Origin of the sequence: Stappia sp. TSB10GB4 (genome assembly GCF_900185745.1) — a bacterium.
In the GTDB taxonomy this organism is placed as follows: domain Bacteria; phylum Pseudomonadota; class Alphaproteobacteria; order Rhizobiales; family Stappiaceae; genus Stappia.
In genome coordinates, this window is the sequence record NZ_FYAV01000047.1 from 198,374 (window position 1) to 212,761 (window position 14,388).

Annotated in this window: 12 protein-coding genes; 8 read left to right on the forward strand and 4 right to left on the reverse strand. The window is 68.0% G+C overall.

The genetic code is table 11. From position 1 onward, the window contains the following. Nucleotides 1–37: 37 nt before the first annotated feature. Nucleotides 38–1,090 (reverse strand): hypothetical protein, encoded by a 1,053-nt coding sequence (locus TSB10GB4_RS11360; RefSeq protein WP_186395833.1) that lies wholly within the window; start codon nt 1,088–1,090, stop codon nt 38–40. Nucleotides 1,091–1,238: 148 nt separating this feature from the next. On the opposite strand from TSB10GB4_RS11360, the gene TSB10GB4_RS11365 reads away from it, so the two are divergent. Continuing rightward, nucleotides 1,239–2,288 (forward strand): helix-turn-helix domain-containing protein, encoded by a 1,050-nt coding sequence (locus tag TSB10GB4_RS11365; protein WP_186395834.1) that lies wholly within the window; start codon nt 1,239–1,241, stop codon nt 2,286–2,288. A gap of 13 nt (nt 2,289–2,301) precedes the next feature. Here TSB10GB4_RS11365 and cobT read toward each other — a convergent pair whose 3' ends face one another. Then, entirely contained in the window at nt 2,302–3,330 is a 1,029-nt protein-coding gene (gene cobT / locus TSB10GB4_RS11370) for a nicotinate-nucleotide--dimethylbenzimidazole phosphoribosyltransferase (RefSeq protein WP_186395835.1), read from the reverse strand. A gap of 107 nt (nt 3,331–3,437) precedes the next feature. On the opposite strand from cobT, the gene cobS reads away from it, so the two are divergent. From cobS to TSB10GB4_RS11390, 4 genes are all read left to right on the forward strand, one after another. Then, nucleotides 3,438–4,265: an adenosylcobinamide-GDP ribazoletransferase gene (gene cobS / locus TSB10GB4_RS11375; protein ID WP_186395836.1), complete on the forward strand. Its 828-nt coding sequence runs from the start codon at nt 3,438–3,440 to the stop codon at nt 4,263–4,265. A 127-nt stretch (nt 4,266–4,392) separates the two neighbouring features. Continuing rightward, a complete protein-coding gene (locus TSB10GB4_RS11380; RefSeq protein ID WP_186395837.1) occupies nt 4,393–5,544 on the forward strand; it encodes an alpha/beta hydrolase in 1,152 nt (383 codons plus the stop codon). 51 nt (nt 5,545–5,595) lie between these two features. Further along, nucleotides 5,596–5,778, forward strand: a complete 183-nt coding sequence (locus tag TSB10GB4_RS11385; protein ID WP_186389640.1) for a DUF1289 domain-containing protein — start codon at nt 5,596–5,598, stop codon at nt 5,776–5,778. Then, the gene (locus TSB10GB4_RS11390) at nt 5,778–6,494 is read left to right on the forward strand and encodes a TIGR02281 family clan AA aspartic protease (RefSeq protein ID WP_186395838.1); all 717 of its coding nucleotides are present in this window, start codon (nt 5,778–5,780) and stop codon (nt 6,492–6,494) included. Before TSB10GB4_RS11385 ends, TSB10GB4_RS11390 begins: the two co-directional genes overlap by 1 nt. A 4-nt stretch (nt 6,495–6,498) precedes the next feature. On the opposite strand, the gene TSB10GB4_RS11395 is transcribed toward TSB10GB4_RS11390, so the two are convergent. Together TSB10GB4_RS11395 and dusA are read right to left on the reverse strand one after the other, a co-directional pair. Further along, nucleotides 6,499–7,329, reverse strand: coding sequence for a sulfite exporter TauE/SafE family protein (locus TSB10GB4_RS11395; protein ID WP_186395839.1), 831 nt, complete (start codon nt 7,327–7,329; stop codon nt 6,499–6,501). Nucleotides 7,330–7,397: 68 nt separating this feature from the next. Then, on the reverse strand, nt 7,398–8,417 hold the full coding sequence (gene dusA / locus TSB10GB4_RS11400) for a tRNA dihydrouridine(20/20a) synthase DusA (protein WP_186395840.1): 1,020 nt from the start codon (nt 8,415–8,417) through the stop codon (nt 7,398–7,400). A gap of 377 nt (nt 8,418–8,794) precedes the next feature. Between dusA and TSB10GB4_RS11405 the strand changes: the two genes are divergently transcribed. The 3 genes from TSB10GB4_RS11405 to TSB10GB4_RS11415 all read left to right on the forward strand — a co-directional run bounded on the left by TSB10GB4_RS11405 (nt 8,795) and on the right by TSB10GB4_RS11415 (nt 14,360). After that, nucleotides 8,795–9,622 (forward strand): phage tail protein, encoded by an 828-nt coding sequence (locus tag TSB10GB4_RS11405; RefSeq protein ID WP_186395841.1) that lies wholly within the window; start codon nt 8,795–8,797, stop codon nt 9,620–9,622. A gap of 835 nt (nt 9,623–10,457) precedes the next feature. After that, nucleotides 10,458–12,950, forward strand: coding sequence for a cadherin-like beta sandwich domain-containing protein (locus TSB10GB4_RS11410; RefSeq protein WP_186395842.1), 2,493 nt, complete (start codon nt 10,458–10,460; stop codon nt 12,948–12,950). A gap of 183 nt (nt 12,951–13,133) precedes the next feature. Beyond that, nucleotides 13,134–14,360, forward strand: a complete 1,227-nt coding sequence (locus TSB10GB4_RS11415; RefSeq protein ID WP_186395843.1) for an MFS transporter — start codon at nt 13,134–13,136, stop codon at nt 14,358–14,360. Nucleotides 14,361–14,388 lie beyond the last annotated feature (28 nt).

The window sequence follows — 14,388 nt, forward strand, 5'->3', positions numbered from 1 at the left end:
GGCAGCCCGCGCCGCCACCTCGCCGAGCCCTTTCGTTCTATTTGGCGGCCGCCCCGGACAGTCCGAGAAAGTCCGCCACGATCCCGACGATCTCCTCATGCACCGTTGCCCGGTCGCTCCCGCGCGGATCGTCGCAGATCGGATCGTCCTCCCACTTTCTCAGCAGTTCCGCCCCGCCGTCCTTGCACAGGCCGAGGAAGCTGAAGTGCCACGCCGGCGCTACCGCGACATGGCGTGCATCCGCGACTCGCTCAGCAAGGCCGCTGCCCTGCGGACCGACATCCACCCCCGGCCAGCGGTCCTCCTCGCCGAGATTGATGAAGAGCAGCGGAACCCGGACGCCGGCAACACTGCCCTCTACCGCCGCATGGGTGAAACCGGGATCGACCGAGACAACAGCGGAAACGCGCAGGTCCCGCATGTCCGCCGAGAACGCTTCGGGCAGCGCATCGAGCCGCACGCCGCCCTTCGCCAGGAAGTCGCAACCGGCCGCCTCGTCCCCGGCCTCGCGGCAATAGTCGGCGAAGGCTTCGGCGTCGAAGCGAATGCCGGCGAGACCCAGGACCGTGGTCCCGCCGAGCGAGAAGCCGAGGGCCGAGATGCGCTCCCGGTCGATATGCGGCGCGAATTGCGGGTCGCCGAGCACGGCCTCCAGGGCGGCGCCCAGATCGGCGGCACGCGGCGTCAGCCGCATGGTCCGGCGCGGCGAGGAATCGCCCGATGTGGTGCCGGGGTGATTCACCGCCAGCACGATGGCACCTTGCGCGGCAAGGCGCGCCGACAGCCAGGCAAGTCCCTCCATCGCCCCGCCGGAGCCATGCGACAGCAGGATCAGCGGATAGCGTCCCTCGGCTACCGCCGCGCCGACATAGGCCGGCACCCCGGTAAAGAGAGCATTCTCGCCGATGACGGCCCGGTAGGTGGCGCGGCCGGCCGGATACCAGAGCGATGCGGCGATCGGCAGGGCGCGGTGGCGGGCCGGAACGTCCATCCGGTCGAAGCCGGGAAGTTCAAGCACCGCCGATTCTGCCGCGACGGGAGACGCCGGCACCAGAGCGGCAAGCAGGGCGGCGAGGACGAGATGTTTCATTGCGGGATCTCCAAGGGTTGGCAACGAGACCCGAATGCCGCGGGCGGCCCGCTCTTGCGTCCTCGAACCGGATCGAGGACGACTGGAACCGGATAGTGCACCACACACGCGCCTGTCCGTCGCCTGTTGCGGTTCCTCAAGGTCCTCCATGCTCGTCCTGCCGATCCCCCTTGCCGTCGCTCTCGTGCTGGCATTCCTGGCCTGCCGCTTCGTGTTGCTGCGGGACGGCCCTTCGCTCTTCCCGCTGCTGCTCGGGTCGGCGGCGATGCAGGGCATCCTGATTTCTCTGGTCCAGCACTACGGCATCGGCGCGCTGCAACCGGTGCTGCCGGTCACCGCGTCCCTTGTTCCGCCGCTCGCCTATCTCGCCTTCCACCAGGCGGCGATCCGCGCGCCGGCCGTGCCGCGCGATCTGCCGCATGTGTTGGCGCCGCTCGCCGCCGCCCTCTCGGTTCCACTTGGTCATGGCGCGCTGCACTGGCTTCCCGACGCCGCCCTTGTCGGCCTCTATGCCGGATATGGATTGGCGATCCTGCTGCAGGCGCGCGGCCGCAAGGACCTGCCGCTGGCGCGGTTCGAGGCCGGCCCGCTTCCCCGCCGGATCTGGCAGGCGGTGGGCGCCTCGCTGCTGCTGTCGGCGGCCAGCGACACGGCGATCGCCGCCGCGCTGCTTTCGGGCGCAGACTGGGTACGGCCCGTTGTCGTCAGCCTGACCTCATCGGTGGCGCTGCTCGCCGTCGGGCTGCTGGCGCTTCTCGCCGCCCGCCCGGAGGCAGCCCCCGGAGACGACGAAGACCCGGGGGAAGACGCGGGGGAAGACGCGCCGCCGGAGCGCCCGATCCACCCGCTGCAGGAGTCCGAGGCCGACAGGGAGTTGATGGCTCGTCTCGACACGCTGCTTGACGACGGCGGCGCCTGTCTCGATCCGGACCTGACGCTCGCCCGCCTCGCCCGCCGCCTGCACGTGCCGATGAAACAGCTCTCCGCGGCGATCAATCGGACGCAAGGCGAGAACGTGTCGCGCCATGTCAACGGCTATCGCATCCGCCACGCCTGTGTCCGGCTCGCGGCCGGCGACAGCGTCACCACCGCGATGCTGGCCAGCGGCTTCAACACCAAGTCCAACTTCAACCGCGAATTCCTGCGCGTCACCGGCGAGACGCCGAGCGCCTATCGGGCGCGCGTCGCGCCCCTTTGAAGCCCGCTCGTGCTCACTCTTCGCTCTTGCCGGAGACGCCGGCATCGGCGAACGTCGCCATGCCGTCATGCACCTGCGCGGCGGCGCGGACGATACCGGCGGCAAGCGCTGCGCCCGTTCCTTCGCCGAGCCGCATGCCGAGATCGAGCAGCGGCGTCTTGCCGAGCTTTTCCAGCGCCATGCGATGCGCCGGTTCGGCGGAGACATGGGCGAACAGGCAATGATCGAGCGCGCGCGGATCCATCGCATGCAGCACGGCGACGGCGGCGGTCGCGACGAAGCCGTCGACGATCACCGGCGTGCGCTGCAGGCGCGCGGCCAGCACGGCGCCGGCCATGGCGGCAAGCTCGCGCCCGCCGAGGCGGCGCAGCACCTCTAGCGGATCGCTGGTCCCGGCGATCCGGGCGACGGCCTGCTCGACGGCGGCGCGCTTGCGCGCCATGCCCTCGGCGTCGACACCGGTGCCCGGCCCCACCCAGTCGCCTGGCGCGCCGCCGAAGAGACCGGCCAGCACCGCCGCCGCGACCGTGGTGTTGGCGATGCCCATCTCGCCGATGCACAGCAGATCCGTGCCGCCGGCGACCGCTTCCATGCCGAAGGCCATGGTCGCGGCGCAGTTCGCCTCGTCGAAGGCATCCTCCTCGGCGATGTCCGGGGTCGGCACGTCGAGCGCCAGGTCGAAGATCTTCAGGCCGAGATCGTGGGCGATGCAGATCTGGTTGATGGCGGCGCCACCGGCCGCGAAATTCTCCACCATCTGCCGGGTGACGCTGGCGGGAAACGCCGAAACGCCCCTGTTGGCAACACCGTGATTTGCCGCGAAGATCGCAACCACCGGCCGGCTCACCTTCGGCCGGCCCCGGCCGCTCCAGCCGGCGAGCCATTCGGCGAGCTCTTCCAGCTTGCCGAGCGAACCGGCGGGCTTGGTCAGTTGCGCGTCGCGCGCGCGCACTTCCGCGACAGCTTCCTCATCGGGTCCGGGCATCTGGCGCACCAGGTTGCGGATGTCGTCGAAGGGAAGCGCGGAGGGCGAAAGGGACATGGGCTGGAAACTCCGGCTGGAATCGGGGCTCCGCGCGATCTTGGCGGCGGGCGGGGGCCGATCTATAAACCGGCACGCGCGGGCTCGCAAAGTCGGATGAGGGAAAAATGAAGTCTGAGGCCGATGTGCCGGACGACCGGATCGCCACCGTCCTGCTGCGGCCGCTCGCGGACCTCGCGGCCTGCCTGCGCTTCTTCTCTCGCGTGCCCGTGCCGACGGTCAATCGGCTGGACGATCCGTCGCAGCTTCCCACCTTCTCCCGCGCCGCCTGGCTGGTGCCGGTCGCCGGCGCCCTGCTCGCCCTGCCGCCGGCCGTGCTGCTGGCGCTTTGCGGCCTGACCGATCTCCCCGCGCTGGCTGCCGCCTTGCTAGCCGCCGCCTTCGCGATGATGCTTACCGGCGCGCTGCACGAAGACGGCCTTGCCGATGTCGCGGACGGTTTCTTCGGCGCGCAGCAGCGCGAGCGGCGGCTGGAGATCATGAAGGACAGCCGCATCGGCGCCTTCGGCACGCTGGCGCTGATCGTCTCCGTCGGCCTGCGCAGCGTTCTTCTCGCCGCACTGATGGAGCGGGTCGGTGCCGGTGCCGCAGCCCTGCTGCTGATCCTTGCCGAAGCCGCCTCGCGCTCAGTGATGGTCGGCGTGTGGACAGCGCTTGCCCCGGCCCGGCGCGACGGACTCGCCGTTGCCAGCGGCCAGCCTTCCCGGCGCGCCGCCGTCGCAGCAGCTCTCATCGGCCTTGCCGCGCTCCTTGTCGGACTGGCGGTGCGCCCCGCGCCGGCCCTGCTCGCCGCCCTGCTGCTCGCCCTCCTGTCGACCGCCGGCATGGCATTGCTCGCCCGTTCCCGCATCGGCGGCCACACGGGAGATGTGCTCGGCGCGACACAGCAGGTCGCGCTCCTTGCCCTGCTGCTCGGCTTCTGCCTTGCGCGGTAACTGCATCTCGCCGCATTAGCTGCTATGAAAGACCTCCCGGCATGCGGCAGGTCCGCCCCCCGGTTGCAAGCGTGAGGTCTGCGGCGTGTCGAGTGTTGCTTTTACCTGGGACGGAACGACCCCGGCGATGCCCAAGCCTTCTCCTGTCGGCCGCCTCGTCCTCGTCCTGATCACCGCGCTCATGCTCGCCGCCTGTGCCGGTCGTCCCGGACCCGGCAGCCTGGTGGCCACCCACGCCACGGCGCCGGGCGCAAAGACGCACGAGATCCTCGTCGCCACCACCCGTGCCCGTGACACGACCCCCGGCAGCCTGTTCAGCGGCGAGCGCGCGGACGCGCTGGACCACGCGGTTGCCACGGTCTCGGTGCCGCCGGATCACAAGCCGGGATCGATCGAGTGGCCGACCACGCCGCCAGGGGATCCGGCCAAGGACTTCACCCTGCGCTCCGCCGGCTATATCGACGACGCCGGCTTCCGCGCCGAACTGGAGCGCCAACTGGCGAAACGCCCCAAGGGCCAGCGCGAGGTCTTCCTGTTCGTGCATGGCTACAACACCCGCTTCCCCGAAGCGCTGTACCGGACGGTGCAACTGGCGCATGACAGCGGTATGCCGCATGTGCCGGTGCTGTTCACCTGGGCCTCCAGCGGCGATGTCACCGGCTATCTCTACGACACCAACAGCGCCACGATCGCCCGCGACAGTCTCGAGAAGACCCTGAGGCTGCTGGCCTCCTCCAGCGCGGAAAAGATCAACGTGCTGGCCCATTCCATGGGCAACTGGGTGCTGATGGAGACCGGGCGGCAGATCCGCATTTCCGGCAAGCCGCTGCCGGCCCACAAGATCGGGCTGATGGCGATGGCGGCGCCGGATGTCGATGTAGACGTGTTCAAGGCGCAGTTGCGCCGCACCGGCAAGCCCGAGCGTCCCTATATCATCCTCGTCTCGCGCGACGACCGGGCGCTCGCCGCCTCCAGGCTGATCGCCGGCGGGCGGGAGCGGCTCGGCGCCTATGGCGACGAGGAGGAACTGGCGAGGCTCGGCGCCGTGGTCATCGACCTGACCGATGTGAAAGGTGACGACCCGGTCAATCACGGCAAGTTCGCGCAACTCGCCCAGGTGGCGCCAGAGCTGCAGAAAGCCTTGGGTTCGCTCGAGTTGAAGCAGAAATCGGGACCGACCGAAACGCCCATCGACATTGTCGGCAACACCGCCAAGGCGGCCGTGACCTTCCCGCTGAAGATCCTGGCGATGCCGATCACGGTCTTGTCCGAGCGCTGAAATCCCCCACATGGGACGAATGACACGGCAACGACAGGACTAGTGAGAGACATGACCGGCAGCGACAGCCCCTGCATCCGCGTCTGCCGGATCGACCCGGCAAGCGGCCTGTGCACCGGCTGCCTCAGAACCCTCGACGAGATCGCCGGCTGGGCGAGCTTTTCCGAGGCCGAGCGCCGGGCGATCAATGCCGTGCTCGCCGACCGTGCACCGCGCCCTGTGGAGGTCAGTTGATGTTTCGCGGAAAAACCGCCGGTCTCGTCGTCATCGGCCTGCTTGTCGCGGTGATGATCGCCGCCGTGATCGCCTATCTCGCCGGCTTCGAGATGCCGGGCAACAACGGCCGCCATTCGGATGCGGGGCCACGCATCGTGGCGCTGCTCGCCCTGCTTGTCGTGATCGGCGGCTCGATGCTCGCCTCGCCGCGCCAGGTCCCGGCGCTGTTGCGCAGCCTGCTGATCTGGGGCGCGCTCGCCGGCCTGCTGATCACCGGCTATGCTTGGCGCGACGAGCTTGAGGTGGTTGGACGGCGGGTCGTCGGCACGCTGGTTCCCGGCATGGCGATCACCGATCCGCAGTCGGGGGCCATCACCATCATCCGCGACCGGTCGAGCCACTATCGCATTGCCGCCAGGGTCAACGGCGCCCCTGTCGACTTCCTGTTCGACACCGGCGCCTCGGCGGTGACGCTGACCGACGCCGACGCGCGCGCCGCCGGCATCGACACGGGAGCGCTCTCCTACACGGTTCCGGTGTCGACGGCGAACGGCCGTACCGAGGTCGCCACCATCCGGCTCGAGCGGCTGGAGATCGCCGATTTCGCCTTGACGGACCTGCGCGCCTTCGTCGCCCGCCCTGGCTCGCTGGAGACGAGCCTGCTCGGCATGTCGGCAATGGACCGGCTGAGGAGCTGGCGCGTCGAGGGCGACCGGCTGATCCTGGAGCCGTAAGGCGTCAGCCCCACAGGCTCCAGGCGAAGCGGGCGGCGACCGACAGCAGGAACAGGCCGAAGAAGATTTCCAGATAGCGGCGCGGCAGCGCGTGGGCGATCTTGACGCCGAAGGGCGCGGCGAACGTAGTGATCGGGATGATCAACGCAACGCCGAGGATGTTGACATAGCCGAGCGAGAACGCCGGCAGGCCCGCCGCGCCCCAGCCGGCCCACATCATGCCGATGACGCCGGGAATCGAGATCAGCACGCCGGTGCCGGAGGAGGTCGCCACCGCCTGGTGGATCGGCCGGCCGAACAGGGTCATGAATGTGTTGTTCATGACGCCGCCGCCGATGCCCATCAGGGTCGAGAAGAAGCCGATCAACGCGCCGCAGATCGCCCGCACCGGGTTGCCGGGAATGTCGTTGCCGATCTTCCAGCTCTCGCGGTTGAACAGCATGCGCAGGCCGACGATGACGGCGATGCCGGCGAAGATGCCCTTGAGCCCGTCGCCGGAGACATAGGCGGCGACAAGGCTGGCCACCACCGCGCCGGCCGGCACCGGAATCAGCCAGCTCTTCAGCAGGTCGAGATCCGCCGCGCCGCGCTGCTTATGCGCCAGGAAGGAGCGGATCGAGGTCGGCACGATGATGCCGAGCGAGGTCGCCACCGAAATGTGCATCCGCACCGCCTCGTCGACGCCAAGCCAGGTCAGGAACTGGTAGAGCACCGGAACCAGCACCGCGCCGCCGCCAATGCCGAACACGCCGGCGAGAATCCCCGCGACGGCGCCCGACGCGACAAGGGCGAGCGCGAGGCCGATGACCTCGCCGTTGATCGACGACAAATCCATGAAAACCCCCACTGGCTGCGGCGCGGGAAGGAATGAGAGGACGGGCCAAGCCGGACTCAGCCGGTCGCCTACCCCGTGGTTTCTAACTGACCCACGGCGGCCGGTTTGTCCAGTCCGGCCCCGGCAATCTTGGCAAGGGCCGCGTCCAGCACCTCGATGCCGGCCCCCGGTTTCACCGCATCGACCGTCAGCCGACGGCGCCAGGCGCGCGCGCCGGCAACGCCGTGATAGAGCCCCAGCATGTGCCGCAGGATCTGATTGGGACGGTTGCCTTCGGCGAGCCGCGCCAGAATGAACGGCCGGAAGGCGGCGATCGCCTCCTCCCGGGTGGCGACGGGATTTGCCGCGCCGTGCAGGCGCCGGTCGACATCGGCGAGCAGCCATGGGTCGTGATAGGCGGCGCGGCCGAGCATCACCCCGTCGACGCGCTCCAGATGCCCCTCGGCCTCGTCGAGGTTGGCAATGCCGCCGTTGATGCCGATGTAAAGGTCGGGCAGCCGCTGCTTCAGCCGGTAGACGCGGTCGTAGTCGAGCGGCGGAATATCGCGGTTTTCCTTAGGGGACAGACCCTTCAGCCAGGCCTTGCGGGCATGCACCCACAGCGCATCGACCCCGGCCGCGACCACGGCGTCGGCCAGCCGGTCGAGCGCCTCTTCCGGGTCCTGATCGTCGACGCCGATCCGGCACTTGACGGTCACGGGAATGGCGACCGCCGCCTTCATCGCCGCAACGCTTTCAGCGACCAGTTCCGGCTCGCGCATCAGACAGGCGCCGAAGCGGCCCGACTGCACCCGGTCGGACGGACAGCCGACATTGAGGTTCACCTCGTCATAGCCGAAACCCTCGACCACGCGGGCGGCCTCGGCCAGCTCACGCGGGTCGGACCCGCCGAGCTGGCAGGCGACGGGATGTTCCATGGCGTCGAAGCCAAGCAGTTTTTCCCGGTCGCCATGAATGACGGCGGCACTCGCCACCATCTCGGTATAGAGCAGCGCATGGGCGCTCAGGTGACGATGAAACGCCCGGCAGTTGCGGTCGGTCCATTCCATCATCGGCGCCACGGCCAGTCTGTTTGACTGATATCTCATTACTTTACGCGTATCGAACATCCTGGGAACGGAGTGTGTACTCGATTTTGCGTTCGAATTCTCCAGCTTTCGACATCCCGTCGCACACCTCGCCCGCCTCAAGCACCGTCTCAAGCATGACTGCACGCGCGTCCAAGGGGCTGGCAACCGCTCCTCCCCGGTGCGAGGCGCGGCATGACAGCGCCTTGCACGCGAGCATGCCGCCCGAAATCCGCTCCGCTGGGCGGCATCCCGCTTTGCAATCTTACGCTACGTATTACAACTATTGAGATAATGTTCGATATTTACCAACTTTAGATAGAAAAACTATAATCTGATGCGCAGCATAGCACCGTGCGGACACGATTCGGGCCGCGCGCAATCGGAAGGAGACTGGCATGAAGGGCAAACTCCACCTGCATCGTACCGTTGCCCGGGGGCTCTCCGCCCTCAGCATCGCCGGAACGCTCGGCCTGGGCGGCGGCCTGCTCGTCGCGGGCACGGCGCCGGCACAGGCCTGCAACATGGAATCCTACATCGGCAGCGTCTGCGCCTTTGCGTTCAACTGGTGCCCACGAAACTGGCTGCCGGCCGACGGACGGCTGATCGCGATCAACGGCAATCAGGCCCTCTACAGCCTGATCGGCACCCAGTATGGCGGCTCCGTGCAGAGCGGCCAGTTCGGTCTCCCCGATCTGCGCGGCCGAGCGATACTCCACTACGGCGCGGGCCCCGGTTTGCCCAATCAGGTCTTTGCCACGCAATCCGGCGTGCCCACCACCACCCTCAACGTCTCCAACCTGCCGCCGCACAACCACGCGGCAACGTTCACCGGCACCGGCGGCGGACAGCAGACAGTCAATGTCCCGGCAGATGCCGGCACGCTTGGGGTCACTGCGACGCTATCCGCCAAAGACACCATCGGTATTGCCGATATTGCAACCGGTTCATCTCTCGGCAAGGGCGCATCGACGGGAGGAGGAGCGGCAACGATCTATGTGCCGGCGGCCACCCCGGGAACCGAAGTGGCGCTCGGCGGCCTCGACGTGCAACTGACCGGCACAGCCGGTCACGGTGCCATCAGCTTCACGTATCAGTCCGGCATCACCGGCGGTGTGGTCACGACTGGCAATACCGGCAATGGCGTTGCCTTCTCCAACCAGTCGCCGTCGCTGGCGATGAGCTACTGCATCATGATCAACGGCCTCTACCCCGACAGACCGTAGTGTCACACCCGCCGGAAAACAGCGCGGTCGGTGGTTGCAACCCATTGACCGCGCCAACGAAACATCGCAAGAAATTGACTTAACGACAGGTTGTAGACGGATTTGCGATTCACGACTCCCGGCCCGGCAGTGGATGCCGGTCCGGAAGCGACATCGCGCAAGAGATTTCGGCAGGCCAAGAGATTTCGGTAGGCACTGAGCGGCGCGGGTGTGCTCCACAGGCGGGGGGCAGATCCAGGGGGACAATCCCTCGAAACGGCAGGGAGAGGGCATGCGGGGCACAGAAGCTGTGACGGTCACGGCAGGCGGGCGGAAGCCGGCGACATTCCGCGTTTCCCTGAGTGCCGAGATGTCGTCGGGCAGCCGTCAGGGCGCGCAGGCCGTTTATGCCGCCCTCGGGGCTGCGGGCCATCGGCTTGGCCAGTTCGCTCTCCTGGTCCTCACCCTGTGGTTCGCCCTTTGCGCCGGCACGACCGACGCCAACGCGCTCTCCGCCCACTGCGCTCAGATCAACAGCGATTGGAGTGCCGGCGTAACGCTCGACGCGGCCTCTCTCCCAACGGGCACTCATAACCACTACACGGAATATGATAATTTGGCCGACGGAGAAATGCTGACCTGGTCGGCTACTGGCAGCGGCGTTGCGGAAAGCTCTAACTACAGCAGTTTCTACGTCGGAAACTGGGATGATTGGAATGAGGACGCCGGAACGTACGCGACCGGCAGCTTCTCCGACAGCGGCTCCCATACGTTTTCGCCCGGCAATACCTTTGTTTCGATCGAGCTGATTGTAAACAAATCGTCCAACCCTGTTTATATAAACGATCCTGCCACGGTGACGGTAACGGCGAGTTGTTCGGAAGGCTCTCCCCCCTCGGCCGATGCCACCCTGGCGAACCTCACCCTGTCGCAGGGCACGCTGACGCCGGGCTTCACCAGCGGCACCACCAGCTACACCGCTTCCGTCGGCAACGCCGTCACCTCGCTCACCGTCACCCCCACGGCCAGCGACGCCAATGCCAGCATCACCGTCAACTCCGTCACCGTTGCCTCCGGCAATGCCTCGGGCCCCATCGCCCTCGATGTCGGCAGCAACATCATCACCGTCGTGGTCACCGCGGAGGACGGCAGCACGACCGAGACCTATACGGTCGACGTCACCCGCGCCGCCCCGGCCTCGACCGATGCCACCCTGGCGGGCCTCACCCTGTCGCAGGGCACGCTGACGCCGGGCTTCACCAGCGGCACCACCAGCTACACCGCTTCCGTCGGCAACGCCGTCACCTCGCTCACCGTCACCCCCACGGCCAGCGACGCCAATGCCAGCATCACCGTCAACTCCGCCACCGTTGCCTCCGGCAATGCCTCGGGCCCCATCCCCCTCGATGTCGGCAGCAACATCATCACCGTCGAGGTCACCGCGGAGGACGGCAGCACGACCGAGACCTATACGGTCGACGTCACCCGCACCGCCCCGGCCGTCACCATCACCCTGGATCCCGCGGCAGGCGCCCTCCCCACCGGTCAGGTCGGCACCGCCTATAGCCAGAGCTTCACCGCCTCCGGCGGCACGGGCCCCTACAGCTATGCGGTCACCGCCGGCGCCCTGCCCGCGGGCCTCACCCTTGCCGCCAACGGCGCGCTCACCGGAGCCCCGACCACCGCCGGCACGGCGAGCTTCACCATCACCGCGACGGACGCCAACTCCGACACGGGCGAGGCCGCCTATTCGCTGCAGATCGATGCCGCCCCGGTCACCATCACCCTGGATCCGGCGGCAGGCGCCCTGCCCGCTGCAATGGCCGGCGAAGACTACACCGTCTCGATCACAGCCAGTGGCGGAACCGGTCCCTATCTCTACAGTGTGATCGCGGGGTCCCTGCCCGGCGGCCTGGTGCTGAATGTCTCGACCGGCGAGTTGAACGGCCCCCTCAACGTCGACACCGAGGGCAACTACAGCTTCACGATCCAGGCGAGCGATGGCTACGACGTCACGGGTTCGGCGGCCTATACGCTGACCGTGACCGAGCAGACGGTCGTGGTCACCGACAAGGAGGTGACCGTGCCGGCGGGGTCGACGCCGCCGAACGTCAATCTGGCGAGCGGTGCGACGGGCGGACCGTTCGAGTCCGCCGCCATCGTCGCCGTCGAACCGCCGACGGCCGGCACGGCGCAGATCGTCCATGGCGAGTTCGCCCAGGTCGGCCCCGGCCCGATCGGCTTCTACCTGAAGTTCACGCCCAATCCGACCTATTCCGGCCAGGTGACGATCCGCTTCACGCTGACCAGTTCGCTCGGCACGTCCAACGTTGGGACCGTGCTCTACACGCTCGGCTACAGTCCCGTCGCCGTCGCCAAGGAAATCCACAGTCTGGTTTACGGCTTCGTGCAGACACGGCAGAACCTGATCAGCACCATGATCAGGATACCGGGCCTGCGCGAGCGGCGGCAGATGCGGACGGCGCGGGAAGTCATCAGCATGCGCATGAAGCCCTCGTCGCACGGCATGACCCTGGGCTTTGCCACCAGCCTGGCACAGATGTCCGCGGCGAGCGATGCGATCGAGCGCAGCCTCGGTGTCGACACCTCGGTGTTCAACGTCTGGGTCGACGGCTCGTTCGCCGTGCACAATCGCAAGCAGAACGACAACCGCTGGGGCACGTTCGCGCTGTTCTCGGCCGGCGCGGACTATCTGGTGACGGAGAATGCGCTCATCGGCTTCTCCTTCCACTATGACCGGATGAGCGATCCGACCCGCGACAATTCGAGGCTGAGCGGCGACGGCTGGCTTGTCGGCCCCTATGCCTCGTTCGAGCTCGGCCGCGGCGTCTTCTGGGACACCAGCCTGCTGTATGGCGGATCCTCCAACGACATCGACACCACCTTCTGGGACGGCCGCTTCAACACCCGCCGCTGGATGTTCGACACCGCCCTCTCCGGCCAGTGGTATCTCGACGAGACGACCACGCTGTCCCCGAAGCTGCGCGCCGTCTATCTGTCCGAGAAGGTGGACGACTACCGCGTCACCAACGCGGCCGGCGATATCGTCGGCCTGGACGGCTTCACGGTCGAGCAGTTGCGGGTCAGCCTTGGAGCCGAACTCGCCCGCCAATACGTTCTCGACGATGCGCTGGTGCTGACCCCGAGCGTCGCCCTTACCGCCGGCTATTCCAGCCTCGGCGGCTCGGGTCCCTTCGGTTCGGTCGGGGCCGGACTGACGCTCAGCAATGGCGGCCATTGGAGCCTCGACGCGGCGCTGCGCTTCAACATCGAGGGCGACGGCCAGTCCTCGGCCGGCGGCAGGGTGGGTGTCGCCGTCCGCTTCTGAGCGGGCCCGTCGGCCGGTCCGCTCGCGGGCTTGTCCCCGAGCGGGCAGGCGCGTGCTAGACTCGTGATCCCTGTTCCTCGCTTTCGCGATCTGTTATGCGATAGGTGACACTCTCCTTGCAGCCGGCGACGCGGCACTGCCGCGTCCTCTTGCCGGATCTCTTTCAGTCAGGTTGACGCGCCCATGTCCGACGCCGCGGCGGTTCTCCCCGCCTCCCCCCGCTATTCGCCCCCGCTTTACGAGCATGGCCGCGCCAACGTCATCCGCCTTGCCCTCGCCCAGGCGCTGGCGGGCGCAAACTCCGTCGTCGTCTTCGCCACCGGCGCGATCGTCGGCCATATGCTGGCCCCGACGCCGGCGCTGGCGACACTGCCGATCACCATCTTCGTCGTCGGCATGGCTGCCTGCACGCTGCCGGCCGGAGTGATCGCACAGCGCCACGGGCGCCGGGCGACTTTCCTGCTGGGAACCGTCTGCGGCGTGCTGGTCGGCCTGCTGGCGGCCCTCGCCGTGATCATCGGCTCGTTCTGGCTGTTCTGCGCGGCGACCTTCTTCGGCGGCGCCTATGGGGCCGTCGTGCTGTCCTTCCGCTTCGCCGCCGCCGACTGCGTGCCGGCCGACAAGCGGCCGCGCGCGCTGTCGCTGGTGATGGCCGGCGGCGTCTTCGCCGGCGTCATCGGGCCGCAACTGGTCACCCACACGATGTATCTGTGGATGCCCTACATGTTCGCCGCGACCTTCCTGGCGCAGGCGGCGGTGGCGGCGCTCTCGGCGGTTATCCTCGCCGGCATCCGCCTGCCCATGCCCACGGCCGAGGAGCGGAGCGGCGGCCGGCCGCTCGCCCTGATCATCCGGCAGCCGCGCTTCCTGATCGCGGTGACCTGCGGCGTCGTCTCCTACCTCCTGATGAACTTCCTGATGACCGCCGCCCCGCTCGCCATGCAGCTTTGCGGCCTGTCGCAGGAATCGGCCAATCTCGGCCTGCAATGGCATGTGATCGCCATGTATGCCCCGAGCTTCTTCACCGGCAGCCTGATCGCCCGGTTCGGCGCCCCCGCCGTCGTCGCCGCCGGTCTCGCGCTGATCGGCGCCTCGGCCGCCGTCGGACTGACGGGCCTCGAGGTGACGCAGTTCTGGCTGGCGCTGATCCTGCTCGGGGTCGGCTGGAACTTCGGCTTCGTCGGCGCCTCCGCGCTGGTGCTGGAGTGCCACCGGCCGGAGGAGAAGACGCGGGTGCAGTCGCTGAACGACTTCATCGTCTTCGGCACCATGGCCTTCGGTTCGTTCCTGTCCGGCGGCCTGCTGACCGCCTATGGCTGGAACGCCATCCTGTGGCTGTCCTTCGTGCCGCTGGTCTTCGCCTTCCTGGCCCTCGCCGGTTCGGGCAGGGTCCGCGCCGCCAAAGGCTGAGCCCCCCTCCGGGCCGGGAGCAATGCGG